Annotated in this window: 21 protein-coding genes; 16 read left to right on the top strand and 5 right to left on the bottom strand. The window is 71.4% G+C overall.

Annotation, left to right across the window (positions count from 1 at the left end):
- Positions 1–36 precede the first annotated feature (36 nt).
- The 9 genes from C0010_RS04265 to C0010_RS04225 all read left to right on the top strand — a co-directional run bounded on the left by C0010_RS04265 (position 37) and on the right by C0010_RS04225 (position 11,536).
- Positions 37–1,206: a glycosyltransferase family protein gene (locus tag C0010_RS04265; RefSeq protein WP_105565818.1), complete on the top strand. Its 1,170-nt coding sequence runs from the start codon at positions 37–39 to the stop codon at positions 1,204–1,206.
- The gene (locus C0010_RS04260) at positions 1,196–2,422 is read left to right on the top strand and encodes a glycosyltransferase (RefSeq protein ID WP_105565927.1); all 1,227 of its coding nucleotides are present in this window, start codon (positions 1,196–1,198) and stop codon (positions 2,420–2,422) included. The genes C0010_RS04265 and C0010_RS04260 overlap by 11 nt, the downstream gene beginning before the upstream one ends.
- Complete coding sequence (locus C0010_RS04255) at positions 2,419–3,531, top strand: glycosyltransferase family 4 protein (protein WP_232531713.1); 1,113 nt, start codon at positions 2,419–2,421, stop codon at positions 3,529–3,531. The genes C0010_RS04260 and C0010_RS04255 overlap by 4 nt, the downstream gene beginning before the upstream one ends.
- Positions 3,528–5,342 carry an ABC transporter ATP-binding protein gene (locus tag C0010_RS04250; protein ID WP_105565817.1) on the top strand — a complete coding sequence of 605 codons (1,815 nt, stop codon included), beginning with the start codon at positions 3,528–3,530 and terminating at the stop codon, positions 5,340–5,342. The genes C0010_RS04255 and C0010_RS04250 overlap by 4 nt, the downstream gene beginning before the upstream one ends.
- Positions 5,339–6,424 (top strand): phosphotransferase family protein, encoded by a 1,086-nt coding sequence (locus tag C0010_RS04245; protein ID WP_158685290.1) that lies wholly within the window; start codon positions 5,339–5,341, stop codon positions 6,422–6,424. Before C0010_RS04250 ends, C0010_RS04245 begins: the two co-directional genes overlap by 4 nt.
- On the top strand, positions 6,421–7,506 hold the full coding sequence (locus C0010_RS04240) for a phosphotransferase (RefSeq protein WP_105565815.1): 1,086 nt from the start codon (positions 6,421–6,423) through the stop codon (positions 7,504–7,506). Before C0010_RS04245 ends, C0010_RS04240 begins: the two co-directional genes overlap by 4 nt.
- Positions 7,503–7,991: a hypothetical protein gene (locus tag C0010_RS14880; protein WP_158685288.1), complete on the top strand. Its 489-nt coding sequence runs from the start codon at positions 7,503–7,505 to the stop codon at positions 7,989–7,991. Before C0010_RS04240 ends, C0010_RS14880 begins: the two co-directional genes overlap by 4 nt.
- Positions 7,992–8,224: 233 nt before the next feature.
- A complete protein-coding gene (locus C0010_RS04230) occupies positions 8,225–9,052 on the top strand; it encodes a TIGR03620 family F420-dependent LLM class oxidoreductase (RefSeq protein ID WP_105565926.1) in 828 nt (275 codons plus the stop codon).
- A gap of 84 nt (positions 9,053–9,136) precedes the next feature.
- The gene (locus C0010_RS04225) at positions 9,137–11,536 is read left to right on the top strand and encodes a beta-galactosidase (protein ID WP_158685286.1); all 2,400 of its coding nucleotides are present in this window, start codon (positions 9,137–9,139) and stop codon (positions 11,534–11,536) included.
- Between the two features lie 11 nt (positions 11,537–11,547).
- On the opposite strand, the gene C0010_RS04220 is transcribed toward C0010_RS04225, so the two are convergent.
- From C0010_RS04220 to C0010_RS04200, 5 genes are all read right to left on the bottom strand, one after another.
- A complete protein-coding gene (locus C0010_RS04220) occupies positions 11,548–13,674 on the bottom strand; it encodes a right-handed parallel beta-helix repeat-containing protein (protein WP_105565813.1) in 2,127 nt (708 codons plus the stop codon).
- Positions 13,675–13,681: 7 nt separating this feature from the next.
- On the bottom strand, positions 13,682–14,509 hold the full coding sequence (locus tag C0010_RS04215) for a carbohydrate ABC transporter permease (RefSeq protein ID WP_105565812.1): 828 nt from the start codon (positions 14,507–14,509) through the stop codon (positions 13,682–13,684).
- On the bottom strand, positions 14,509–15,453 hold the full coding sequence (locus C0010_RS04210; protein WP_198410795.1) for a carbohydrate ABC transporter permease: 945 nt from the start codon (positions 15,451–15,453) through the stop codon (positions 14,509–14,511). The genes C0010_RS04215 and C0010_RS04210 overlap by 1 nt, the downstream gene beginning before the upstream one ends.
- A 6-nt stretch (positions 15,454–15,459) precedes the next feature.
- A complete protein-coding gene (locus C0010_RS04205; protein ID WP_198410794.1) occupies positions 15,460–16,731 on the bottom strand; it encodes an ABC transporter substrate-binding protein in 1,272 nt (423 codons plus the stop codon).
- Positions 16,732–16,870: 139 nt separating this feature from the next.
- The gene (locus C0010_RS04200; RefSeq protein ID WP_105565811.1) at positions 16,871–17,608 is read right to left on the bottom strand and encodes a FadR/GntR family transcriptional regulator; all 738 of its coding nucleotides are present in this window, start codon (positions 17,606–17,608) and stop codon (positions 16,871–16,873) included.
- Positions 17,609–17,712: 104 nt separating this feature from the next.
- Here C0010_RS04200 and C0010_RS04195 point away from each other — a divergent pair, with 104 nt between their 5' ends.
- The 7 genes from C0010_RS04195 to C0010_RS04165 all read left to right on the top strand — a co-directional run bounded on the left by C0010_RS04195 (position 17,713) and on the right by C0010_RS04165 (position 25,129).
- Positions 17,713–18,903, top strand: coding sequence for a mandelate racemase/muconate lactonizing enzyme family protein (locus C0010_RS04195; protein WP_105565810.1), 1,191 nt, complete (start codon positions 17,713–17,715; stop codon positions 18,901–18,903).
- A complete protein-coding gene (locus tag C0010_RS04190; RefSeq protein ID WP_105565809.1) occupies positions 18,900–19,994 on the top strand; it encodes a Gfo/Idh/MocA family protein in 1,095 nt (364 codons plus the stop codon). Before C0010_RS04195 ends, C0010_RS04190 begins: the two co-directional genes overlap by 4 nt.
- A gap of 29 nt (positions 19,995–20,023) precedes the next feature.
- Positions 20,024–20,938, top strand: coding sequence for a sugar phosphate isomerase/epimerase family protein (locus C0010_RS04185; protein WP_105565808.1), 915 nt, complete (start codon positions 20,024–20,026; stop codon positions 20,936–20,938).
- Positions 20,939–21,115: 177 nt separating this feature from the next.
- Positions 21,116–22,069 carry an MBL fold metallo-hydrolase gene (locus C0010_RS04180; protein WP_158685284.1) on the top strand — a complete coding sequence of 318 codons (954 nt, stop codon included), beginning with the start codon at positions 21,116–21,118 and terminating at the stop codon, positions 22,067–22,069.
- Positions 22,066–23,118: a Gfo/Idh/MocA family protein gene (locus C0010_RS04175; protein WP_105565806.1), complete on the top strand. Its 1,053-nt coding sequence runs from the start codon at positions 22,066–22,068 to the stop codon at positions 23,116–23,118. Before C0010_RS04180 ends, C0010_RS04175 begins: the two co-directional genes overlap by 4 nt.
- A 15-nt stretch (positions 23,119–23,133) precedes the next feature.
- The gene (locus C0010_RS04170) at positions 23,134–24,339 is read left to right on the top strand and encodes a CaiB/BaiF CoA transferase family protein (RefSeq protein ID WP_105565805.1); all 1,206 of its coding nucleotides are present in this window, start codon (positions 23,134–23,136) and stop codon (positions 24,337–24,339) included.
- Positions 24,340–24,361: 22 nt separating this feature from the next.
- The gene (locus C0010_RS04165) at positions 24,362–25,129 is read left to right on the top strand and encodes an enoyl-CoA hydratase/isomerase family protein (RefSeq protein ID WP_105565804.1); all 768 of its coding nucleotides are present in this window, start codon (positions 24,362–24,364) and stop codon (positions 25,127–25,129) included.
- Position 25,130 lies beyond the last annotated feature (1 nt).

Below are 25,130 nucleotides of genomic sequence, written 5' to 3'. Positions count from 1 at the left end.
TGCGGCACCGCGCTGTCGGGAGAGAGAGGGGCGTTCATGAGCATTCGGATCGTCATGTATTCGCACGACGCGGTCGGGCTCGGCCACATCCGGCGCAATCTCGCACTGGCGCACGCACTGACCACGGGCCTGGGGGACGTGACGGGCATGCTGGTGGCGGGGCGGCCGGAAGCGACGCGGTTCGCCGTGCCGCGCGGTTGGGACTGGCTGATCCTGCCGGGCATGGCCCACGCCGACGACGGCTACGCCTCCCGCGCGCTCGACATCGACGTCGACGCGGCGGCCGCCGTGCGCGGCGGTGCGTTCCGATCGGCGGTGCGGGCCTTCCGGCCCGACCTCGTCGTGATCGACAGGCACCCGCTCGGCGTGGGGGGAGAGCTCGAACGCGCCCTGCGCACCCTCCGCGCCGAACACCCGGAGTGCCGGGTCGTGCTGGGGCTGCGCGACGTGCTCGATGCGCCGGGGGCGACCGCACGGGAGTGGCGCGCGATCGGAGGGCCGGCCGCGATGCGCGAGTTCTTCGACGCGATCTGGGTATACGGCGACCCGAACGTGCACGACCTCGCGGCCGACGGCGAGCTTCCGGCCGGCGTCAGCGACCTCGTCTCGCACACGGGGCTCCTCGCGGACGGCCGCGTGGCGGGCGCGGCCCACGACATCGAGGAACCGTTCGTGCTCACGACGGTGGGCGGCGGGTCGGACGGCGCGGAGCTGGCGGTTGCCGCCGCGGGCGCCGAGGTGCCGCGCGGCTACCGGCACCTCGTGATCACGGGGCCGCAGATGGCGGCCGCCGACCGCCGTGCGGTGCAGGGCGCCGCGCGCGAGGGCACGACGGTCGTGCGCAGGGTGCCGGATGCCTTGCCCCTGATGCAGCGGGCGGCTGCCGTCGTATGCATGGGCGGGTACAACACGATCTGCGAGGTGCTCAGCACGGCGACGCCCGCCCTCGTCGCGCCCCGGATGCAGCGCCGCGCCGAACAGCGCATCCGCGCCGCCGCGCTCGAGCGCGTCGGAGCGGTCGAGACGCTGCTGCCGTGGCGGATCGACGCGGACACGATCGGCGCCTGGTTCGGCCGCAGCGTGGGAACGCGCGTCGAGCGGGAGTCTCTCGCGCTCGACGGCCTCGCGCGCGTGCCGCAGCTCGCGGCTGACCTGCTGGGCGTCGCCGCCGGCGCCGCTGCGGGAGGTGAGCGCGTTGCTGTCTGAACGCATCGGATACGTCGCCAAGGTGTACCCGCGGTTCTCGGAGACGTTCGTCGTCACGGAGCTGCTCGCCCGCGAGGCCGAGGGAGCCGACATCACGGTGTTCTCGCTGCGCCCGCCGCAGGACCCCCGCTTCCATCCGGAACTGGCGCGCGTCGCCGCACCCGTGCGCTACCTGCCCCGCCCGACGCGCTCCGCCGGGCTCTGGGAGATCCTGCGCGACGCGGCCGGCGACCCCGACCTCGCCGACGGCATCGCCCGCGCGCTGCCCGAACTGCTCGACGCCGACGCGGACGACGCCGTGCAGGCGGTGGCGCTCGCCGCGGAGGCCACGGCCGTGGGGCTCGGACACCTGCATGCCCACTTCGCGAACGCCGCAGCGACCGTCGCCCGGCTCGCGAGCCTGATCACGGGCATTCCCTACTCGTTCACGGCCCACGCGAAGGACATCTTCCACGAGTCGGTCGACCCGGCGGCGCTGCGCCGCCTCATCACGGGCGCCTCCTACGTCGCGACCGTCAGCGAGTACAACGTGCGCGTGCTGCAGTCGCTCTCGCCGCGCGCGGCCGGCCGCATCCACCTCGTTCCGAACGCGATCGAGATCGACCGCTTCGCCTATCGCAGGCCCGAGCCGGTGCGCGGGGAGCTGCACGTCGTCGCCGTGGGGCGCCTCGTCGAGAAGAAGGGCTTCGGAGTGCTGCTCGACGCCGTCGCCGCGCTGCGCGACGGCGGCGTCCCCGTGCGCCTGACGCTCGCGGGCGGGGGCGAGCTCGAGGCCGAACTGCGCGACAGGGTCATCCGGCTCGGCCTCACCGACGTCGTCGACATGCCCGGCCCGATCTCGCAGGCCGAGGTGGGCGAATTGCTGCGCAGTGCGGACGTGTTCGCCGCCCCCTGCGTCGTCGGAGCGGACGGGAACGCCGACGGGCTCCCCACCGTGCTCCTGGAGGCGATGGCGACGGGCGTCCCGTGCGTCTCGACGGCCGTCACGGGCATCCCCGAGGTCGTCATCGACGGCGAGACCGGCCTCCTCTGCCCGCCGGGGGACACCTCGGCGCTCGTCGACGCACTCGGGCGCATCGCGCGGGGCGACGTCGACGTCGCCGCCCTCGCGGACAGCGCGCGCCGCCTCATCGAGGAGCGCCACGACGCGCGCCTGCTCGCACGGCGCCACGATGCGCTGATGCCGCACGCACCGGCGGAGAGGAGGACGGCATGATGCGCGTCGCCTATATCTGCGCCGACCCCGGCATCCCCGTCCTCGGGACGAAGGGCGCATCCATCCACGTGCAGCAGATCGTGCGCGCGCTCCGGCGCAGGGGCGCCGACGTGACCGTCTACTGCACCCGGCGCGGCGATGGGGACGAGGCGCTGCTCGGCGGCGCCCGCGTCGTCGAGGACCGCGTGCCCCGCGCCGATCCGGGCCAGCGCGAGCTGCTCGTCGCGGCGGCCGCCGCCCGGCTCGCCGAGCGGGCTGATGCCGACGGCTGCGACCTCGTCTACGAGCGCTACGCGCTGTTCTCCGACGCCGCCGCGCGCGTCGGCGCGCCGGCCGTCGTCGAGGTCAACGCGCCCCTCATCGACGAGCAGCGCACCCACCGATCCCTCGTGCACGCCGCGGAGTCGGAGGCCGTCACGCGCGATCTCCTGTCCCGAGCGGATGTCGTCGCCTGCGTCTCCGAACCCGTCGCGGAGTGGGCGGGCCGGTTCGGCGCGCCGCATGCCCGCGTGGTGCCGAACGGCGTCGACACCCGGGCGTTCTCCCCTGCCTCGCACGGCGACGGCCCGCTGCGCGTCGCCTTCGTCGGCTCGCTGAAGCCATGGCACGGCGTCGAGGTCGCGATCGAGGCGGTCGCGGGTCTCGACGGCACCGAGCTCGTCGTCGTCGGCGACGGCCCTGAGCGCTCGCGGCTCGAAGAGCTGGCCGCGGCCAGGGGCGCGCCCGTGACCTGGCTCGGTGCGGTTCCGCACGGGCAGGTGCCGGGCGTGCTGGCCTCGGCGCACGCGGGCGTCGCGCCGTACCCCGAGCGCGCCGAGACGTACTTCTCGCCGCTGAAGGTCTACGAGTACATGGCGGCGGGGCTGGCGATCGCCGCATCCGACGCCGGACAGATCCCGTCGATCATCGATCACGGCCGCACGGGGCTCCTCGTTCCGCCCGGCGATGCCGTCGCGCTCCGTCGCACGCTCGCGGCGCTGCGCGACGACCGGATGGTCGCGAGCGGCCTCGGCGCGGCGGCGCGCGAGCGCGCCGTCCGGCACCACGACTGGGACCGCACGCTCGCGACCATCCTCGACGCCCTGCAGGCGCAGGAGGTGCCGGCATGACGCCCGAGACCGACAAGCGGCCGGGGCCGCTGCGACGGACCCTCGGCCTGCTGCGGCCCCACCTGCGCGGTGAGCGGCTGCTGCTGAGCGGCGGCCTCCTCGCGATGTTCATCGAGGTCGCGCTCCGCGTTGCGGAGCCGTGGCCGCTGAAGTTCGTCGTCGACGCCGTGACGGTGAGCCTCGGCGCGACGTCGGGCGCGGCGGCGGGCGGCCCGCCCGCCACCGTCCCGCTGCTGCTCGCGTGCGGTCTCCTGCTGATCGGCATCGTCGGTCTGCGGGCCTGCTCCCAATACCTCGCGACCGTCGCGTTCGCGCTCGCCGGCTCGCGCATCGCCACCCGCATCCGCTCGCGGCTGTTCGCGCACCTGCAGTCCCTCACCCTCCGCTACCACTCGACCGCCGCGCACGGGGACAACGTGCAGAGGCTCGTCGGCGACGTCGGCAGGCTCCAGGAGGTCGCGGTCACGGCGGGGCTCCCGCTGATCGGCAACATCGTCACGCTCGTGGTGCTCGCCGTCGTGATGGCGTTCCTCGATCCGCTCCTCGCAGTCGTCGTCCTCGTGGCCGCCGTCCTCTATGCGCTGCTCTCGCGCACGGGCGCGAAGAAGATCACGGCCGCCGCCCGGCGCACGCGCCGCAGCGAGGGCGACCTCGCGAACACGGCCGCGGAGACGTTCGGGGCGATCCGGGTGGTGCAGGCCTTCGGGCTGGAGCGCCAGCGCGGCCAGGCTTTCGAACGGGGCAACGAGCGCGCGCTCGGCGAGGGCGTGAAGGCACGGCGTCTCGCGGCCGGCCTCGAGCGCAGCACCGACGTCATCGTCGGCCTCGCCCTCGCCTTCGTGCTCGTGTTCGGCGGATGGCGGGTGATCGAGGGTGCGCTGACGCCGGGCGACCTCGTGATCTTCACGAGCTACCTGAAGCTCGCACTGCGGCCGCTCAAGGACCTCGCCAAGCACACGGGGCGCATCGCGAAGGCCTGCGCATCCGGCGAACGCGTCGCCGACCTGCTCGACGAGGAGACCGAGGTCGCGGATCGACCCGGCGCCCTCTCGCTCCCGGGCGGGCCGGGGGCGGTCGAGCTGCGCGACATCCGGATGGACGACGGCCGCGGCGCCGAGCTGTTCCGCGGCCTGTCGTTGCAGGTGGAGGCAGGCACGTCGGTGTGCGTTCTCGGCCCCTCTGGCGCCGGGAAGTCGACCCTCGCGGGCCTGATCACCCGGGCGGCGGACCCCGCCGGCGGCACCGTCGCGATCGACGGATGGGACGTGCGGCGCGCGACGCTCGAGAGCGTGCGCGCCAGGGTGTCCGTCGTGCACCAGGAGAGCGTGCTGTTCGCGACCACGGTACGGGAGAACATCCGGCTCGGACGCCTCGACGCGACCGACGCCGAGGTGGAGCAGGCCGCCCGCCGCGCGCAGGCCCACGCGTTCATCGTCGGGCTGCCCGACGGCTACGACACGGAGCTCGGCGACCGCGGGCAGACCCTCTCGGGCGGCCAGCGCCAGCGCATCGCGATCGCGCGGGCGCTGCTGAGGGATGCCCCGATCGTCGTGCTCGACGAGGCCACGACCGGCCTCGACCCCGCCTCGAAGGCGGCGGTCGCGGCGTCGATCGCGTCGCTGACCCAGGGCCGCACGACGATCTCGATCACGCACGACCCCGCCGCGATCCGCACGGCCGACCGGATCGTGTGGCTCGAGGGCGGCGCGATCGTGGAGGACGGTGACCCGGCCGAACTGCTCGCCCGCCACGACTCCCGGCTCGCCAGGTGGATGCGCGCCGCGTCGACGACGTTCGGGAGGGCCGCATGAACCCGTCCACGATGACCGCCGGCGACGCCGTCGCCGCGCTGATCGAGCGCGACCCCTCGCTGCCGGAGCTCGCCGTCGTCCTCGACGACGACGCCCGGGCGGACGCATTCGGCCGGCGCCTCGAGATCGAGCGGCTCCGGTACAAGCCGGGCGCGGCGATCCTCGCCGCCGTGCGAGATGCGGCGGGCGACCGGTACTGGATCGCCTCCTACGCCGACCCCGACAAGCTCGTCAAGAGCGCCGACCGGGCGCGGCGGGCCGGTGCCGTGACGTTCGCCCCGACCGCGCGCGTGCTCTCCGGCCCCGCGTACGCCGACCGGCTCCTGGTGCGGCGCGTGATGAGCCACTACGGCGATCGGGCGGCGACGCTCGCGGGTGCGCGCATCGTCCGGTACAACCCGCTGCGGAGGCTCGTCGTGCGCGACGGCGCCTCCGCCGTGAAGTTCGCCGCGGAGGAGGCGCCGATGGCGGCGGCGTCGGCGCTCGCGGCCGCGGGGCTGCCGGTCCTCGCGCCCGTCCGGCTGGGCGACGGGGTGTCGTCGACGCCCTGGTGGGGTGCCGATCTCGACGCCTCGCCCGAGTCGGCCGCCAGGGCGGGCGAGGCCCTGGCCGGGATCCACCTCGTGTCGCCGCCGGCCCTGCCCGTCGCCGACCCCGCCCGCGAGGCGGGCGCCGCGGGGCAGGCCATCGCGGCGGTGCTGCCCGAGCTGGCGGGCCGCGCCCGGCGGGTGGCGGACCGCATCGCGCGCGGGCCGTTCGGCCGGCGCCGCGCGTTCTGCCACGGCGACTTCACGGCCGACCAGGTGCTGTCGGACGGCTCCGGCATCCGGATCATCGACCTCGATCGCGCGCAGATCGCCGCGCCCGAGAGCGACCTCGGATCCTTCCTGGCCTGCGGCGGAGAACCGTCGCTGCTCGACGGCTACCGGGCCGCCGGAGGCCGCGTCGACGAGGCGGCAATGCGCAACCACCGCGCGCTCGCGATCCTGCAGCGGGCGATCGAGCCGTTCCGCACGGCGCCCGCCGATTGGCCCGCCCGCGTCGAGGGCGAGCTGGCGCGCGCGGAGGAGGACGCCGGATGAGCGAGGAGGTGCCGGCAGCGGTCGAGGTCGAGGGGCGCGAATGGGCGATCGCGAGGGCGTGGCCCGCCGAGGTCGGCGCGGAGACGCCGATCGAAGCGCGGCGCGACCGCGAGGCGCGAGGCGGGTACTGGAGCGCGGCCGGCGGCGCCCGGCTGCTGCCCGCCGGCGCCGACCCGCGGCTCCCGGCGCTCGCCGCCGTCGCCCGCGCGGGCCGCGTCATCTCGCACCGGCCGGGTAAGCGCGCCGTCGTGCGCCTGGACGACGGGGGCGCGTTCGCGAAGGTCGTGCGCCCGGGGCGCGCGGGCGGAGTCGCGCAAGCCCACGCCAGCGCCGAGCTCTTCGCCGGCGCGATGCGCGTGCCCCGGATCGTGCCGCACGGGTTCGCCGCGCGCGACGTCGTCTGCTTCTCGCCGCTGGGCGGCACGACGTTCGCCGAGCTCGGAGCATCCGGTGGCGTCGCGCAGTGGGCGGCCGCGTGGCGGGGGTGGGAGCGCGCCTGGTCGACCGCCGTGGGTTCGGCCGACGCGTCGGGCCTGCCCGCGCACAGCACGGAGGACGAGGCGGGGGTGCTGCTCGAGTGGGCAGGCAGGGCAGACGCTCTGGTGGGCCGGAGCGACCGGATGCGGAGCGCCGCGGGCGCCGTCGCCGACGAGCTGGCGGCCGTCGCCGGCGCGCCGGGGGCCCTCGCGCACCGCGACCTGCACGACAAGCAGCTTCTGTGGAGCCCGGAGGGCGGGGTCGGCCTGATCGACCTCGATACGTGCGCCAGGGCGGACCCGGCGCTCGACCTCGGCAACCTCGCCGCGCACATCGGGTTGGCGGTGCGGCTCGGCACCTGGGCGCCCGATCGGGCCCGCGTGGCCCTCGCCTCCGTCGAGGCGGCCGCCGCCGCGCTCGACGTGAGCCAGAGGCGGCTGTCCGCGTGGCGCCTCGCCGCGCGGTTCCGCATCGACTGCGTGCACCTGCTGCGACCCGGCTCCCGGCGCGCGGCGCACGACGACCTCGAACGGCTGGTGCGACTGGCCGAACGCGAATCAGGTCGGGTGGGGATGCCCGCCCGGGAACGGAGGGCGCTGGCATGAAGCGCGAACAGGTGATGATCTGGGTCGGAGCCGCGGCGAGCGTCGCGGCCGTCGCCATCGGCGTGGTCGGGATCTCCGCGGCCATGGGCGGCGATCGCGAGTCGGGGGTCATCCGCGAGGCCCCGGCGATCGCGCCGACGAGCACGGGCGGTCCGACCCCGAGCGACGAACCGACGGAAGAACCGAAGCCGAGCCCGGAGCCGAAGAAGACGGCGGAGCCGGAGAGATCGCCGGAGCCGAAGGGGGAGCCCGAGGTCCGTCACGAGCCGGAAGCGCCGCCGGCGAACGACACGGGCGGATCGGCCCCGAGCGATGGCGGGTCATCCGGGGGATCGGGGTCGGGCTCCGGCGGGTCCGACGTCGAGAGCGTGACGCCGCCGCCACCGGTCGACGTCGACGAGGACGATGATGACGACGACGATGACGCTGACGACAACGGCGGCGATGACGACGATGACGATGACGATGACGATGACGACGACTGAGCATGCGGTCGCGGCGCGATCAGGCTCGCGGCCGGCCCCGTCCTGACCCGCGAAGGTTGCGCGGGGAACGCGTCGGCGAGGGGGAGCGCGGTCACCCCCGCCGCCGAGCCGCTCGCACTCGGCCACGCGTCGCGGCGGGCACGGAATAACCGCGCGTCCGTTCGGTTGCCACCAACGAGTGCGTGCCGGATGCGCGCACTGGCCGAGAGAACGACGCGAGGGAGCAGCAAGTGGTGACGAAGCAGGACTTCGGGACGTACGGCGCGTGGCGCTGGGAGAGCGGGATCGACGAACGGTTCGCGCAAGCGGTCGAGCGCCTCGGCTACGGCGCGCTCTGGGTCGGCGGATCGCCGTCCGCGGAGCTCGCGCCGGTCGAGCGGGCGCTCGACGCGACCGAGCACATCACCGTCGCGACCGGCATCGTGAATATCTGGAAGGATGCCGCCGTCGACGTTGCGGCGTCGTTCCGCCGCATCGAGGAGCGCCACCCCGGCCGCTTCGTGCTCGGCATCGGCTCCGGCCACCGCGAGGCGACCCCGGAGCGGGTGCGTCCGCTGACAGCCCTGCGCGAGTACGTTGCGGTGCTCGCCGCCGAGGGGCTCCGTCAGGACCAGATGCTCCTCGCCGCGCTGGGGGACAGGACGCTCGCGTTCTCGGCCGAGGCGACCCTTGGCGCGCACCCGTACCTGACGGTCCCGGAGCACACGGCCCACGCCCGCCCGATCCTCGGCGATGCGCTGCTCGCGCCAGAGCTGAAGGTATCGCTCGACGCCGACCAGGGCAAGGCGCGCGAGATCGCGCGGAACTACCTGAAGAAGTACTTCGGCCTGCAGAACTACACCAACGCCCTCGTGCGCTTCGGCGTCGATCCGGACGACATCGCCTCCGGCGGTTCGGATGCCCTGATCGACCGCGTCGCGGCGAACCCGACCGCCGCGGCCGCCGTGCTCGGGGCCCAGGCGCACCTCGACGCGGGCGCCGACCACCTGTCGTTCCAGGCGCTCGGAGACGACCCGATCGGCTCGCTCGAGCAGATCGCCGAGGCGCTCCGGCTCGGGTGACGAGGGCGGACCGAGCGCTTCGTCCATCCCCGCCGTCGTCCCGTCGGTACCGGGAGGGCGCCCGGCACCGATAGCGTCGTGCGGGTGAGCGAATCGATCCATTCGGACCAGCCGCGCGGCCGTCGGGTTCCCGCGGGGGCCGCCCACCGCATCCGGGTTCCGATGCCGCCGCCCGTGGGCGCGGCGCCGCTCGAGATCGGCGACGGCGACGGTATGCCCGGCCCGATCCGGCTCACGAGCCGCAGCGTCACGGTCGGCGGCGAGCCGTGGATCCCCGTGATGGGCGAGTACCACTTCGCCCGCGACCTGCCGCATCGGTGGGAGCGCGAGCTGCGCAAGCTCGCATCCGGCGGCATCTCGGTGCTCGCGACCTACGTGATCTGGAACACCCATGAGGAGACCGAGGGGGATCTGCGCTGGGACGGGCCCCGCGACGTGCGGCGCTTCATCGAGCTCGCGGACGCGGCGGGCCTGAAGGTCATGCTCCGCATCGGGCCGTGGGCGCACGGCGAGTCGCGCAACGGCGGGTTCCCCGACTGGCTGCAGGCGCTGCCCATCCGGCACCGCTCCGACGACCCGGCCTACCTCGCGCACGTGCGCCGGTGGTTCGGCGCGATCGCCGAGCAAGCGCGCGGGCTGTTCCGCTCCGAGGAGAACCCGGGTGCCCCGATCATCGGCATCCAGGTCGACAACGAGCTCTACGACGACGGCCCGCACCTCGCGACGCTGCGCCGCCTCGCGGAGGAGGCCGGCATGCGCGCGAGCCTGTGGACGGCGACCGGATGGGGCGGCGCGCAGCTTCCGGCCGGCCGCGTCCTGCCGGTGTACGCCGGCTATGCCGACGGCTTCTGGGAGGAGTCGACGACCGGCTGGCCGGGGTTCGGCGAGATGCACTTCTCGTTCAGCACCGTGCGCGACGATCTGACCGTCGGCGCCGACCTGCGCGATGCGCCCGCGCGGGCGGCGGAAGCGGCGGGCGACGCCGACCCGTGGCCGTTCGTGACGTGCGAGCTCGGGGGCGGCATGGCGGTCGCGTACCACCGCAGGCCCCTCGTCGAACCGGATGACGTCGCGGCGCTCGCGCTGACGAAGCTCGGCAGCGGCTCGTCGTGGCAGGGCTACTACATGTACCACGGCGGGGCGCAGGCGATGGGGCGGCTGACGACGCTGCAGGAATCGCAGGAGACCGGGTACCCGAACGACGTGCCCGCGCGCGACTACGACTTCGGGGCGCCCATCGGGGCGGCGGGCGGCCAGCGCCGCCACTTCCACCTGCTGCGCCAGCAGCACCTCATGCTGCGGGCGTTCGGCGGCGCGATCGCCGACGCCGTGGTGACGGTCCCCGAACCGGCTGTCGGAGCGCCCCGCTGGGCCGTGCGGTCCGACGGGCGCCGCGGGTTCCTGTTCGTGAACAACCACCAGCCGGCGATCGCCGTCCTCCCCGCCCTCGATAACGTGCAGTTCCACGTGGAGTTCGACGACGAGGCCGTGACGATCCCGTCGGCACCGGCGCACCTCCGCTCGGGCGCGTACGCGGCGTGGCCTCTGCGCCAACGGCTCGGCGGGCTGGAGGAGGTCTCGGCGACGGCCCAGCCGATCACGGAGTTCGACGGGCCGGGCGGGCCGGTCGTGCTGCTCGCCGCGACGCCGGGTGTCGCACCGGAGATCCGGGTGCACGGGGCCGCCGGCGCCGCCCCGGCGAGCCGAGCGCTCGCGGCCGATGTCTCCGGGGCCTCGGTGCGGCGCGACGGCGCGGACCTCGTCCTGCACCCGGATGCCCCTCCGGGCCTCGGCTGCGAGGTGCGCGTCGGCGGCACGACCTTCGTGATCCTCGACGGCGACGGTGCGGCGTCCGTATGGCGCGGGGACATCGGCGGGCGCGACTCCGTTGTGCTGTGGCGCGGCGGCGGGTGGTTCGACGGCGGCTACTGCGCCGTGCGCGGCGCCGAAGCCACCGCGATCGGCGTGTTCCCGCCCCTCCGGAACGAGGCCCCTGTCGTCGGCGAGGGCGGTGTCTTCAGCCGGTACGCCGTGCCTGCCGGGGTCGCCGAGCAGCGCATCGAGGTGCCCGCGTTCCCCGCGGCGCCCGTCGCGCCGGTGCGCCGCGGCGGGCCCGCCGACCGCCTGTCGGCGCCGACGACGGCGGACTTCGCGGCGGCCGCGAGCGTCGACGTGCACATACCGGCGGACGCGCTGTCCGCCGAAGCCGCGGTCCTCTCGCTGGATTGGATCGGCGACGTCATCCGGCTGCACATCGGCGACGAGCTGATCGCCGACCAGTTCTGGCACGGCCGCGCGCTCGAGGTCGACCTCGCCCCGTACGCCGACGCGCTGCGGTCAGCGCCGCTCACGCTGCAGGCGTTCGCGTGGAACCCGGCAACCGGGGTGTACGTCGACCCGCGCGTGCGTCCGGATGCGGCCGAGCCGATTCTCGAGGTGCGGTCCGCGGTCGTGCGGCGGGTTGAGACGGTGCTGTTGGGGTGAGGCGGGGTGCGTCAGCCCCGTGTCGGTGGCAAGGGGTCGGGCAGCGTCGGCGCGGCGAGCGGATGGTCCCGATCGGACGCGGGCCGAGGCCCCACGTCGGACACGTCGGGTATGCGGATGCCCAATTCGCGTGCCGGGGAGTCGTCGCCCACTCCGAAGCTGTCGGTGAGCCTAGGGTCGGCGGTGATCGAGTGGCGGTCGCGGCCGAGCGCGGCCCACTCGTCATCGAGGGCCTCGACGATCGAGAAGCCGATGCTGCCGTCCGGCAGTGTCGGCTTCTCGGCGTTGGCAGCTCGCACTGCGCCGGCGATGGGCGACGTGTCCCAGAACAGGTTGAGATCGGTGTCCGCGCCGAAGAGGCGCACGTCGCGAACACCCGGCTCGCCGACGAACGCGGGCGACGCCGCACCGACGACGATGTTCCGGATGAAGGTGAACGACGTATGCGGCTCTGGGCGGGTGATCGAGACTTGGCCGTTCCCGCCGCGGGCCCAGATATTGTCGCGCACGATCACCTCGCGGCCGTAGTGCTGGTGGTAGCACTGGCTCGATGTGTCGTGCACGACGTTTCCCTCGACGACGACGTGGCTCGATCCCTCGTCAAGGTATACGCCCCAGCCGCCGTAGTTGCGACATTCGACGTCGTGGATGTGATTGTCGCGGACGACTGTGCCGGGTGCGACACCGAGCAGATACACGCCGCCCATGTCGTTCAGCCGCCCCTGGCCGAGGTGGTGGATGTGGTTGCCGACGACGAGGTTGCCCTCCGACGGGCTCGGCCCGTAGTCCCATGTCCAGCCCACCGAGACGCCCGAGTACGGGAAGTCGCGGATCTCGTTGTGTGCGATCACGTTGTGGTCCCCGTGCTGGAACAGAACAGCGACGGCCCCCCGGTACACCTGCCCGCCGCGTTCCGCCGTGCAGTCCGAGATCTCGTTGGCGCGGTTGGCGCTCAGCGCCGCACGGTCCGGCCCTCCGCCTGCACGCACGGCGCCCGCGCCCAGGTCGCGGAATGCGACCCCTGAGATCAGATTGCCGCGCGAACCGGGGGCGAGCGAGATGGCCCATCCGCCGACGCGTTCGATTGCGCCGCCGACGACGGCGCACGAGCGAGCGAACGAGAACCGCACTGCCGCCGGCACCGTGGACGCCGCCTGCACGTCCGCGGCGTACCGGCCGCCCACGGGCAGCTGAGGGTCTTCGCGCACGCCGAACGGTGGTACGGCCGCGGGGACCACATCGAAGTCGGCATCCGCGAACCGTATGCCTTCGAACCGCACCTCGCGAGCAGGAGCTTCGGCCGTGCCGTCGACCCGAACGAAGCAGTCCATGACGGGCAGCCGCACGTCGCGATCGTGCGGCGCGTCGGAGGAGGCGAGCAGAATATGCGGCCCGTCGAGACCCGAGACGGAGCCGTCGGCGTCGAGGTACCACTCGCCCGGCACCTCGCCGAGCGCCTCGGCGACATTGTCGAGGTAATAGCGCGCGAACCGTTCCGCCGCGTCGTCGCGCAACGCGAAGATGCTCCTCAGCGAGCACGAAATCGTCCGTCGTTCGCGATCGATCGCCGCGATCGGCATGCGCTCCTGCACCCAGTAGTGGGGTACGACGACCTCGACGCAGCGTTCTTGCGCGAATTTCGGGATGTCCCCTTCGGCGTATTGGAACGACGCGGAGCCGTCGAAGAGCGTTCCGACGAAGCTGCTGGCGGGGTCGAGACCCGCCTGCTGTTCGACCCGAAGCATCCGATCGCGCGGATATCGCGGTCGCGGCGCCGCCTCGCCGTCGATGTACAGGCGCCGCGCGGTCGCGCGCGGTGCCTGCGCTGCCCACATCTCGATGCCGTTCACCGTCACCGGCCGCCAACCCGAGACCCGGACCGAGCCGCGCAGAACCGGCGGGTCTTCCGGGTCCTCGGCGGCGACGCTGGTGAAAGAGTCGGCGGACGTCAGTGCGACGGGTGCCGGATGCGCGTACTCGCCCCCGGACATCCAGATGATCGCACGCTGGCCGGGCTCTCGGCGCGCCCGGACGAGCGAGACAGCATGCGGGAGATCGTTGGTCGGGTAGCCGCGGGAGCCGTCAGCGAAGGGCGAGCCGTCAGGCGAGACGTACACCTCGATGCGATCGGTGCTCACGTGGCGATCACCCCTTCGTCGCGCCCGCGGTTACGCCGGCCGTGATCTGCCGCTGGAAGACGAGGTACACGACAATGATCGGCAGCACAGCGAGCATCACGCCGGCGATGTAGGTCGGCACGTTGTCGGGGTACTGGCCGCGCAGGGTGCTGACGCCGACCATGACGGTGCGCTTCTCCGGTGACTGCATGATCAGCAGAGCGATCAGGATGTCGTTCCAGATGAACAGTGCATTCAGGATGCCCATCGAGACGAGCGCCGGCTTGCCGGACGGCACCATGATGCGCCACCAGACCCCGAACAGACCGTTCCCGTCCACGCGTGCCGCTTCGGTCAACTCCTTCGGGATGCCCGCATAGTACGACGTCATGAAGTACACCGTGAATGGGAGGAACTGGGCGACGTAGGCCAAGATCAACCCGGGGAACGTATCGATGAGCCCGAAGTCGCTGAGCACTTTCACGGTTGGGACCATGATCACCTGGAAGGGGATCATCATCATTCCTAGGATGACGAAGAATACCGCCCTGCTGCCGCGGAACGCCAAGTGGCTGAGGGCGTAACCGCACATCGACGCGAGTACGAGCAGCAGCACGACCGAGACCCCCGTCACGATGATCGTGTTCAGGAAGTATCGCCCCATGTCGGCGTTGACCCATGCGTCGGCGTAGTTCTGCAGATTGATCGTCTGCGTGGCGCCGAGACGGTCGAGGACGTAGTCCTTGCGAGTCTTCAGGGACACGTTGAGCCCGAACAGAATGGGATAGATCGTCGCGACCGCCAACACCATCATCGGTGCGGCGATCGCCCACATCGCGGCGCGCTGTCTGCGCATCACGCCTCCTTCGTCGCGCGGCGCAGCACGCGGATCTGGATCAGCCCGACCACCAGTACGATTAGCAGCAGGAACACGGATGCCGCGGATGCCAAGGCCGGTCGCGCCTCCCCGTTGAGCTTCCAGATGAGGAACTCGGGGAGGTAGCTCGCGGTGCCGGGGCCACCGGCAGTCATGGTGTACAGGAGCGCGAACAGTCCGGTGAGCATGCCGATCGTCGTCGTGACGAACACGAACTGAATCGTCTGGCTGAGGCTGGGGATGATGACGTGCACGATCTGCTGCCACATGGTCGCGCCATCGATTCGCGCGGCATCGAGCAGCTCCGGGTCGAGCGTCGCGAAACCGGCGAGGAAGATCGTGAACGCCATGCCGAACGTCGCCCAGATGTGCACGACGAGCACGGTCGGGAGCGCCGTCGGCGGAAGCCCGAGCCAGTCGACACCGGGGATGCTCACTGTTTCGAGCGCGGCATTCAACGGTCCGTTCGCCGCGAGGATGATGTTGAAGATCGCCCCGATGATGATCGGCGAGAGCACGACAGGCAGGAAGTACACGCTGCGGTAGAAGCGCTGGCCCGGCACCTTCAGGAAGACGAACGTTGCGAGGATACCGGCGACGAACACCTGGATCGGCACGAAGAGGAGCACGACCAGGACGTTCCGGGCGGAGGCCTGGAATCGCTCATCCTGCAGCAGGTACGCGTAATTGTCGAGCCCGATGAACGCGCCGTTCAGCTCCCCGTCGCCCGTGAACGAGAAGTTGATTCCGAGGACGAGCGGATACAGCCGAAGCAGGGCAAGGATCACGAGCACCGGCAGCACCATCAGGTACGGCGCGATGCGCTCCGCCGTCCACGGCCGCTTCCTCGCCCCGCCGCGGCCGCGCCCCGTGCCCCGATCGCCGGTGATCAGGGTGCGGGTCTCGGTCGTATAGGTCGACAAGGCGGATCAGCCCTCGGAATCGGCCAGCTGCTGAGCTGCGTCGTCGACGGTGACGTCACCGCCGAGCAGCTCCTGGCCGAGCCGGTGGAGCAGGTCGAGCGTGTCCGCCTCGAGAGACGTATGCAGAAGCGGTTTGCTGCCGGGCAGCTCGGCGACGATGTCGTTCGCCGAAGCGATGTCCGTATCGAGCTCGATCGTCGTGTCGGACGTGATCTGGCCGCCGGCGAGCGAGTACTCGGAGAGCGCGTCGTGATCGACCGTCGCGCGGATCCAATCGACGCCGAGCTCCTTCTTCTCCTCGTTCAGGATGCCGTAGCCGATGCCGCCCTCGGCCGGCAGGGCGGGCTGTGTGCCGTCATTGACGGCGACGGGCATCATGAACCCGAGATCGTCGCCCAGGAACTCGTCGAACTGCTTCCAATGAGCGGTCCCGCTCATGAGGGCGACCACCATCGCCGCATCCCCCGCGGAGAAGATGTCGAAGGAGTCGTTGAACATCGCGGTGGAGTTCGCGCCGTCGTTGTACCAGCCGTCAGCCGAGCTGTCGGCCCACATCTGCAGTGCCTGCTTCGCGTGTTCGCTCGTCCAATCCCGCTCGCCGTCGATCCACGCGTCGTACTCCTCCGGTGTGAACACACCTGATCCGAAGCCGGAGAGGAAGAACTCGATGCCGAGGCCCTCCTTATTGCCGAGGGCGAAGCAGGACGCTTCCGTGCTCTCCAGGATGGCGTCGCACGCGTCACCGAGTTCGTCCCACGTGGCGGGCGGTGCGTTCGGGTCGAGTCCGGCTTCGGCGAACAGGGCTTTGTTGTAGTAGACCGGGAACCCCTGCAGGAATGTCGGCGCTGAGTACGTCTCGCCGTTCGCCTCGAACGCCGGCCAGCCCGCGAGCTGATCCCGGATGTCCGAGAGCTCGTCGGTCACGGGCACGAGTGAATCCGCCCGACTCTTGATCTGTGTGCCCCCGTTGTACAGCGCGAGGTCGGGCCCGGTGCCCGCCTCGATCGCGCTGCCGAGCAGTGTGTAGTACTGATCGAAGGGTTGACTGACGATCTCGACCGTCACGTCCGGATGCACTTCGGCGAAGGCGGCCTTGACGTTCTCGGTGTACTCTGCGGCGGCCTCGTCGGCATCACCCCAGTTCCAGATGACGAGCTCATCGCTCGCCCCGCCGTCGGTATCGCCGTCGCTCGAGGTCGTCGGTGCGGCCCCGCCGCACCCGGCAAGCGTTACCACCCCCATGGTGGCGACGGCTGCTGTGATCAGTGTGCGCTTCATTGCGATCCTCTCCAGAGCATGCCCGGGCTCGGGCCCCATGCGCCGAAAGTACTACGTCTGATGACTGGCGTCAATCAAACGTCATACGAATGATGTTATCCCGTATCCGAACGGCATCCCTCGTACGGGACGCCCCGAATCAGGCGGTGGGGGGCTCTGGCGCGCGGCGCCGCGACCAGGAGCCGAGGATGTGCTCGCTCATCGCGATCCGCGCCTTGTCGGCGTCGCCCTCCGTGATCGCGGCGACGATCCGCTCGTGTTCGCCGAGCGTGAGCTCGAATGAGTGGGCCGGATCGTGGCCCGTGAATCGTGAGCTGCCGATCGCGTGCGCCACGAGCACGCGCGCGATGTTCTCGGCCAGGGCGTTCCCCGACATCGCCATGACGGCATGGTGGAACCGCACGTCCGCCTCGCGGAAGGCGGTCGAGTCCTCGATGCTGTCCTGCATCGCTTCGAGTGCGGCCCGGAGTTCTTCATCGGACGAATCGCCTCCGGCGGCGGCTGACGCCATCTCGGCCTCGAGTGCCGCGCGCGCCGCCGTGAGGTCGTCGAGCACGCTGAGGGTCTCGTCATGGCGGATGAGCGCTTCGATGACGAGCGGGTCGAGCATGTTCCAACTCGTGCGCGGGTTCACCGTCGTGCCGCGCCCCTGGGCGACTGTGACCATGTTCTTCTCCTGCAGGCGCTTCATCGACTCGCGTACGACGGTGCGGCTGACGCCGAACTGCTCGCTGAGCACGGCCTCCGTCGGCATCGTGGCGCCGGGCAAGTGGTCGCCCACCACGATCGAGTCGACGAGCTCGCGCAGGACGGTCGCTCCGATGCGATCGATCGGTGCGCGGCGCGCGGCGCCGCTAGGGGCTGTGCGTTCGATCATGCGGCTACATTACGGCCCCGACTGGGTGAAGCCGGAGTTGACACTCGATTCACCAGACATATGATGTATGGTGTTTGAACGATCGGTCGCGATGAGGGGGCGAGATGAAGATCACGGGCTTCCGCGCTCTGACGACGGTGCACGACTGGGGGCGCCCTGTCGGTGACGTGAACGGCAGTGTCGCGTCCGGGCTCACGCAGGTGCCGCTCGTGATCGTCGAGACCGACGAGGGCATCGAAGGCGTGGGCATGGGGTCTCATGCCGACCTCGATCGGCTGTTCCCCGCGATCGAAGGACGGGATCCCCGGGCCGTGGTATCGCTCTACGACGGGATGCTCGCGAGGGTGTTCAAGTCGTCGCACGCCGGCGCGACTTTCGGCGGGATCGGCGCACTCGATACGGCGCTGTGGGACATCAAGGCGAAGGCTGCGGGGGAGCCTCTTTGGCGCCTGCTCGGCGCGAGTGATCGCTTCGTCACGGGGTACGCATCGGCCCTCGACGCGGCCCTCGACGACGACGCGCTCGCCGAAGTCTACGCTCGCTTCGCTGAGCGCGGGTTCGCGGCAGCGAAGCTCAAGGGCGGCCGCGACGCCGTGACCGATCTGCGGCGATTCGATCTTGTTCGCGGGGCGCTGATGCCCGTGACGAACGATCCTGCCCTGATGCTCGATGTCAACGAATCGTGGAACCTGAAGCAGGCAGTCCGCTACGTCGCGACGCTCGAGCGCGAGCTCGACCTCACGTGGGTCGAAGAGCCGCTGCGCCGCTGGGACGCCGCGGGCCATGCTCGGCTGGGCACCGCGATCCGTGCCGCCGTGGCGACCGGTGAGAACCTCACGGGCCTCGAACAGTACCGCCCGCTGCTCGACGCGGGCGGCGCCGATATCGTCCAGGCCGGCGCCGTGTGGGGCGTGACGCATTTCCTGCGCGTTGCGGTGGCCGCTCACGGGCGGGACCTGCCGGTGAGCCCGGTCGGGCTCACCGCTAATCACACGGTGACGGCCGCGGCTGCCGCGGTGCCCAACCACCTGACGGCTGAGGTTCAGGACCTCGGTGCGCCCTTCGGTCTCTCGCTCGACCAGGAGTTCGAATCCGGCGGCGTCGTGCTGGGCGATCGCCCCGGCGCGGGGATCGAGGTCGACGAGGCCGCGATCCGCGCGGCGAGCTCGGGCGACGATTGGCAGATCTCGGAGGGGCCGCATGTGCGCTCCCCGCGCGCGGGTCTGCGGCTCGGCAGCGCCGAAGGGCACCTTCCGCCGCGCGGCCGCACGGACTCGACGATGGGCAGGCGATGACGTCACCAGAACGGTACGACCTCGTTCCGGACGCGCCGGTTCGGGTCTCGCGGCACACGATCGGCGCCATCGGCGCCGGAGCGATCATGGCGGATCAGCACCTTGAGGCCTACCGGCAGGCGGGCTTCCCCGTCGCGGCGATCGCGTCGCGCACCCCGGCGCACGCCGCGGTGGTCGCCGAGCGCTACGGCATCGGTACGGTGCACGACACCCCGAGTGCGCTCATCGCCGACGAGCGCATCGAGATCGTCGACATCGCGTTCCCGCCCGACAGGCAGCCGGCGCTCATCCGGGAGGCGCTCGCGGCGCCCCATGTGAAGGCAGTGCTGGCGCAGAAGCCGCTCGCCCTCACCCTCGAGGAGGCGATCGCGCTCCGCGACGAGGCGGCGGCGGCCGACACGACCCTGTCCGTCAATCAGAACATGCGCTACGACCAGTCGATCCGCTCACTCGCGCAACTGCTCGACCGCGGTGCGCTCGGCGAGCCGGTGTTCGCGGCGATCGACATGCACGCGGTGCCGCACTGGCAGACGTTCCTCGCCGACTACGACCGGCTCACGATCGCCAACATGGGGGTTCATCACCTCGATGCTCTGCGCTACCTGTTCGGCGATCCGACCGAGGTCACGGCCGTCGCCCGCCCCGATCCGCGCACCGCATTCGCTCACACTGACGGCATCGTCTCATCGACACTGCGTTTCGCGGGCGGCGTGCTCGCTACGACCCGCGAGGACGTCTGGGGCGGGCCGCGCCACGAGGACTACGACGACGACTTCTTCATCTCATGGCGCGTGGAGGGCACCGGCGGCGTCGCGAAAGGCACGATCGGGTGGCCGAACGGTGCGCCGTCGACGATCGCCTACAACTCGATCACCGAGACGGGCGGCCAGTGGGTCTCCCCGATGTGGGAGACCCACTGGTTCCCGCACGCCTTCGCCGGAGTGATGGAGCAGGTGCAGTACGCCGTCGAGACCGGCGCGGAGCCCGCGCTCACGGTCGCCGACAACGTCCGGACAATGGCCGTCGTCGAGGCGAGTTATCGGTCCATCGCCGAGAGGCGCACGGTGCGATTCGACGAATTCACCCTCTGACCAGCAGGAAACGCAAAGGAGCACTTTCCATGATCCAGGTAGGCATCTTCTCGGGGTACTTCCCGTACGACCTCGAGACGACCGCGACGAAGATCCGGGACCTCGGCTTCAACACGGTGCAGCTCGACCTGCACTTCAAGGACATCGACCTCTCGGACGGCCAGCTCACCGCCGAGAAGGGAAAGCGCGTTCGCGACGTGTTCCGTGACCACGACCTGCCCATCTGCGCGATCAGCGCCTACACGAACATGATCCATCCGGATGAGGACGTGCGGAAGAAGAACGTCGAGCGCGTCAAGGAGATTCTGCGCCACGCCCGCGAGTTCGGCACGCCGTACGTCATCACCGAGACCGGCACGATGAACCCGGAGAGCGAGTGGGCGGGTCACCCGGACAACCGCTCGGAGGCCGCGTACGACCTCGCCCGCGAGACGCTCGCCGACTTCGCGCAGACGGCGTGGGACCACGGGGCGACGTTCCTGATGGAGACGTACGTCAACAACGTGATCGGTTCCGTCCGCGAGGCGGCGCGCGCGTTCCACGACGTGAATCACCCGGGCCTCGAACTGCTGATGGACCCGACGAACTTCTTCGAGGTCCACAACATCGGCGATCAAAAGGGCACGCTTGACGAGATGTTCGACGTGCTCGGCGATCGCGTGCGCGTCGCCCACGCCAAGGACGTCAAGCTCGCCGGCGCGGACAAGAGCGAGAAGCACGCGGACATCGGCGACGACGACGCGCTCGCATCCCACACGTTCCGCGGTGTCGGCGAGATCGAGCTGCCAGCCGCTGGCCTCGGCTCCATGGACTACGACCACTACGTCACGCGCCTCGCGGAGCGATCGCCCAACGTGCCCCTCATCATCGAGCACCTCGACGAATCCGATGTGCCGCGCGCGAAGAAGTTCATCGACGACGTCCTGAAGCGCCAGGGCGTGTGAAGCTGGCGGTGGGGGGGGGGGGGGGGGGGGGCCCCCCCCCCCCCCCCCCCCCCCCCCCCCCCCCCCCGGGAAGGAAACGCCCATCCCCCCCGCCCTGAAGCGCCAGGGCGTGTGAAGCTGGCGGTGCGGGATGCGCAGGGGCGCATCCCGCACCGCCTCGAAGACGAGGAGACGACCATGGAGATCAGGCCGGGCCTGCACCGCATCGCGGCGCCCATCCCGCCGCGCTTCATCGCGATGCACCTGTTCACGGGGCCGAACGGCGCCCTGCTGTTCGACACGGGCGTCGACGACTCGGTCGAGGGCACGCTGCTGCCCTACCTCGCGGAGCACGGCATCGATCCGGGGTCCATCCGGTGGGTCGTCAGCTCGCACTGCGACTTCGACCACACGGGCGGCAACGCCGCGCTGAAGGCCGAAGTCCCGGATGCGCAGTTCCTCGCGGGCGCGCAGGACGAGCTGATGACCGAGAACCTCGAGGTGCTCATCGCCGGCCGCTACGGCGAGTTCGCGCGCTCCGACGGCTTCGATGATCCGCCCGAGACGACCGCGGCGATCCGGAGTTCGACGCGCCTGGTGGGCGTCGATCGTGCCCTGACGGGCGGCGAGGCGTTCGACCTCGGCGGCGGGCGGGTGATCGAGGTGATCGCAGCGCCGGGCCACGCCCCGGGCCACCTCGCCCTTTGGGACGCCTCGAACCGCGCGCTCGCGATCTCCGACGCCGTGCTCGGCGACACCGTTCCGACCGCCGACGGCGACCCGGCCTTCCCGCCGACCTACCGGGACGCGGCACGGTACGTCGAGACGATCGGGCGCCTGCGCGGGTACGACGCCGATCTGCTCCTGACCGCTCACTACCCCGTGTACGAGGGGGAAGGCGTGAACGCCTTCCTCGACGTCTCGCTCGCCTATACCGAGCGCATCGACCGGGCTATCGAGGAGCACCTCCGCGGTGAGATGACCTCGCTCCAGCTCATCCGGGCTTGTGCGCCGGAGCTCGGGCCGTGGCAACCGGAGGCGGCGGACTACCTGATCTTCCCGATGACGGGGAACCTCGAGCGGCTCGCGGCCGCCGGACGCATCGTCGAGGGCCGCAGCGGCGATAGGCGCACCTGGAGGTGGGCGGTATGACCGCGGAGAAAGTGCGCCTCGGCGCGATCGGGGCCGGCTGGTGGGCGACCAGTAACCACTTCCCGCTGTTCCGAGACCACCCGGATGTCGAACTCGTCGGCGTCTGCGGCATCGGTGATGGGCTCGAGAAGGTCCGCGACAAGTTCGGCTTCGGGTTCGCGACCGAGAGTGCACAGGAGCTGCTCGACGCCGACATCGACGCGGTCGTGATCTCCACGCCCCATGACCTGCACCACGACCTCGCGGCCGAGGCACTCGAGCGCGGCCTGCACGTCCTGTGCGAGAAGCCCATGACGCTGAAGGCCGATGAGGCCTGGGACCTCGTGCGCAGGGCGGAGACGGCCGGCACGGTCTTCCTGGTGCCCTACGGCTGGAACTACAAGCCGTTCACGGTCACGGCGAAGCGCATGCTCGACGCCGGTGCGATCGGTGAGATCCAGTTCGTGTCGTGCCACATGGCGTCGCCGACCCGCGGCCTGTTCGGTTCCGACCCGACGCACATGCTCGAGCGGTGGAACTCCGAGACGGCGCCGAACCCGGCCACCTGGTCGAGCCCTGAGCACGGCGGGGGCTACGCGCACGGCCAGGTCACCCATTCGTCCGCTCTCCTGTTCTGGCTCACGGGCCTGCGCGCCGAATCCGTGGCGGGCCGCGTGACGAACGCCGGCGCCCCCGTCGACCTCTTCGACGCCGGCGTCGTACGCTTCGTCGGCGGCGCGCTCGGCACGATCTCGGGCGCGGCCACGCTCGCCGACGGCGACAGGTACCAGATCGACATCCGGATGCACGGCACCGAGGGCGTGCTCATGGTCGACGTCGAACGCGAACGCGTCACGCTGAGCCGTTACGACGGCCGGCGCGAGAGCGTCGAGATCCCGCCCGGCCAGGGCGACTACGAGTGCCTCGTGCCGCCCGTGCGCTTCATCGAACTGATCACGCGCGCTTCGACCGAGAACAATTCCGATGTGACGGTGGCGGCGCGCTCCGTCGAGCTGATCGATGCACTGCTGCGCTCGTCGGCCGCGGGCGGCGCCGAAACCGCGGTGTGAGACAGGGGAGTACGGATGACGACCACTAGGGGCATCCTCGACGGCTATCGCGTGATCGACTGTTCGATCGCTCAGGCGGGACCGTTCGCGGCTCAGCGCCTCGGCGACCTCGGCGCCGACGTGATCAAGGTGGAACCGACCGGAGGCGAGTGGCAGCGCTTCGCCGCGGCGGGCGGCGCGAAGGGGAACCGGATCAACGTCTCGTTCCTCTCGCTGAACCGCAACAAGCGCTCGCTCGCCGTCGACCTGAAGAGCGAGGGCGGCCGTGAGGTCGTGCGCGAGCTGATCGCGGGTGCCGACGTGTTCCTGCAGAACTACCGGCCGGGCGTCGCGGCGCGGCTCGGCCTCGACTACGAATCACTGCGCGAGATCAACCCTGCGATCGTCTACGTGTCGATCTCGGGCTACGGCGAGGACGGCCCGTACCGCGATCGTCCGGGGCAGGACATGCTGCTGCAGGCGATGACCGGCTCGATGCTGTCGGGCGGGCGCGACGGCGAGCCGCCGCGCGCCGCCGGCCTGTTCCTGGCGGACGGCATCACCGCATCGACCGCGTTCGAGGGCGTCCTCGCCGCGCTCCTGCACCGGGAGCGGACAGGTGAAGGGCAGCACGTGTCGGTGAACATGCTCGATGCGCTCACGACGCTGCAGATGCAGGAGCTCAGCGTCTTCACGGCCGGGCACGTGCCGCAGACCCGCGGTGCGGAGCCGAACGCGCACGTCTACATCCGGGCTCCCTACGGCGTCTTCGCGACGAGCGACCACTACATCGCGCTCGCGTTCGCCGACCTCGAGACACTGGGCCGCGTCTTCGACGAGCCCGAGCTGCTCGGCCTCGACCCCGAGGAGCATGGCTGGACGCATCGTGACGAGCTGTTCGCGCTCGTCGAGAAGCACCTGAAGAAGCGCACGACGAAGGAGTGGCTCGAGCTGCTGCTCGCCGAGGGCGTCTGGGTCGGGCCGGTCTACGGCTACGCCCAGTTGGTCGACGACCCTCAGGTGCGCCACAACGGCACCTTCGTCGACTACGACCACCCGACGGAGGGCAGGGTGAAGACCCCTGGCTTCCCGTACCGCTTCGGGCGAACGCCCGCGCGGATCGATCGGGGCGCCCCGCTCGTCGGCGAGCACAGCAGTGAGATCCTGGCCGAGCTCGGCGTCGACGCCGAGCGCACCGCCGAGCTGTTCGCGTCGGGCGCCGTCGCCGAGACGCGCGCATGAGCTGCGCATCCGAGGAGGACGTATGAGCGAGCTGATCGACGCAACACGCGACGGAGCCGTCGCGACCATCCGCCTGAACAGGCCCGAGAAGCTGAACGCCGTCACGCAGGCGATGAGCGACGAGCTCACGGCGGTCGTGCACGGCCTGAACGACGATTCCGCCGTGCGCGCCGTCGTCTACACGGGAACGGGGCGAGCGTTCAGCGCGGGCAGCGACATCGCGACGCTCGATCAGTATGCGAGCCCCTGGGAGTTCCGAAATCGCCGCGACTACTGCGATGCCCTGCGCGAGCTGCGAAAGCCCGTCGTCGCGGCGGTGAACGGCTATGCGTTCGGCGGCGGGCTCGAAGCGGCGCTGACGTGCGACATCCGGATCGCCGCATCGACTGCCGCCTTCGCGGCGCCCGAGATCAAGCTCGGGTGGGTCGGCGGCGGCGGGATGTCGGTGCTGCTGGCGAACTCGATCGGTGCGTCGAACGCCTCTCTGATGCTGATGACGGGCGACCCGATCGACGCCGACCGGGCGCTCGCGTGGGGCCTCATCAGCGAGATCGCCGAACCGGATGCGCTGCTCGCGCGGGCGCAGGCACTCGCGGCGACCATCGCTTCGCGGCCGCCGATCGCCGCCGAGACGGCGAAGGCCAACCTGCGGGCGGCGTGGAACCTGCCGCAGGACCAGGCGATCGCCTACGAGCGCGAGATGCAGGGCATCGCGTTCGCGACCGCGGACGCGGCGGAGGGGCGCGCGGCATTCGCCGAGAAGCGCCAGGGCGTGTTCCGGGGCCGCTGAG

Source organism: Microbacterium halophytorum (genome assembly GCF_002970975.1).
Lineage (GTDB): Bacteria > Actinomycetota > Actinomycetes > Actinomycetales > Microbacteriaceae > Microbacterium > Microbacterium halophytorum.
The sequence above is the reverse complement of the archived record's forward strand: the minus strand, read 5'-3'. Positions and strand labels throughout refer to the sequence as shown.

Bases quoted from the DNA above. Each gene is read 5' to 3' on its own strand.
- C0010_RS04180 (WP_158685284.1), top strand. From the start codon at position 21,116: ATGGAGATCAGGCCGGGCCTGCACCGCATCGCGGCGCCCATCCCGCCG.
- C0010_RS04175 (WP_105565806.1), top strand. From the start codon at position 22,066: ATGACCGCGGAGAAAGTGCGCCTCGGCGCGATCGGGGCCGGCTGGTGG.
- C0010_RS14880 (WP_158685288.1), top strand. From the start codon at position 7,503: ATGAAGCGCGAACAGGTGATGATCTGGGTCGGAGCCGCGGCGAGCGTC.
- C0010_RS04170 (WP_105565805.1), top strand. From the start codon at position 23,134: ATGACGACCACTAGGGGCATCCTCGACGGCTATCGCGTGATCGACTGT.
- C0010_RS04205 (WP_198410794.1), bottom strand. From the start codon at position 16,731: ATGAAGCGCACACTGATCACAGCAGCCGTCGCCACCATGGGGGTGGTA.
- C0010_RS04185 (WP_105565808.1), top strand. From the start codon at position 20,024: ATGATCCAGGTAGGCATCTTCTCGGGGTACTTCCCGTACGACCTCGAG.
- C0010_RS04250 (WP_105565817.1), top strand. From the start codon at position 3,528: ATGACGCCCGAGACCGACAAGCGGCCGGGGCCGCTGCGACGGACCCTC.
- C0010_RS04255 (WP_232531713.1), top strand. From the start codon at position 2,419: ATGATGCGCGTCGCCTATATCTGCGCCGACCCCGGCATCCCCGTCCTC.
- C0010_RS04195 (WP_105565810.1), top strand. From the start codon at position 17,713: ATGAAGATCACGGGCTTCCGCGCTCTGACGACGGTGCACGACTGGGGG.
- C0010_RS04245 (WP_158685290.1), top strand. From the start codon at position 5,339: ATGAACCCGTCCACGATGACCGCCGGCGACGCCGTCGCCGCGCTGATC.
- C0010_RS04240 (WP_105565815.1), top strand. From the start codon at position 6,421: ATGAGCGAGGAGGTGCCGGCAGCGGTCGAGGTCGAGGGGCGCGAATGG.
- C0010_RS04215 (WP_105565812.1), bottom strand. From the start codon at position 14,509: ATGCGCAGACAGCGCGCCGCGATGTGGGCGATCGCCGCACCGATGATG.
- C0010_RS04165 (WP_105565804.1), top strand. From the start codon at position 24,362: ATGAGCGAGCTGATCGACGCAACACGCGACGGAGCCGTCGCGACCATC.
- C0010_RS04200 (WP_105565811.1), bottom strand. From the start codon at position 17,608: ATGATCGAACGCACAGCCCCTAGCGGCGCCGCGCGCCGCGCACCGATC.
- C0010_RS04190 (WP_105565809.1), top strand. From the start codon at position 18,900: ATGACGTCACCAGAACGGTACGACCTCGTTCCGGACGCGCCGGTTCGG.
- C0010_RS04265 (WP_105565818.1), top strand. From the start codon at position 37: ATGAGCATTCGGATCGTCATGTATTCGCACGACGCGGTCGGGCTCGGC.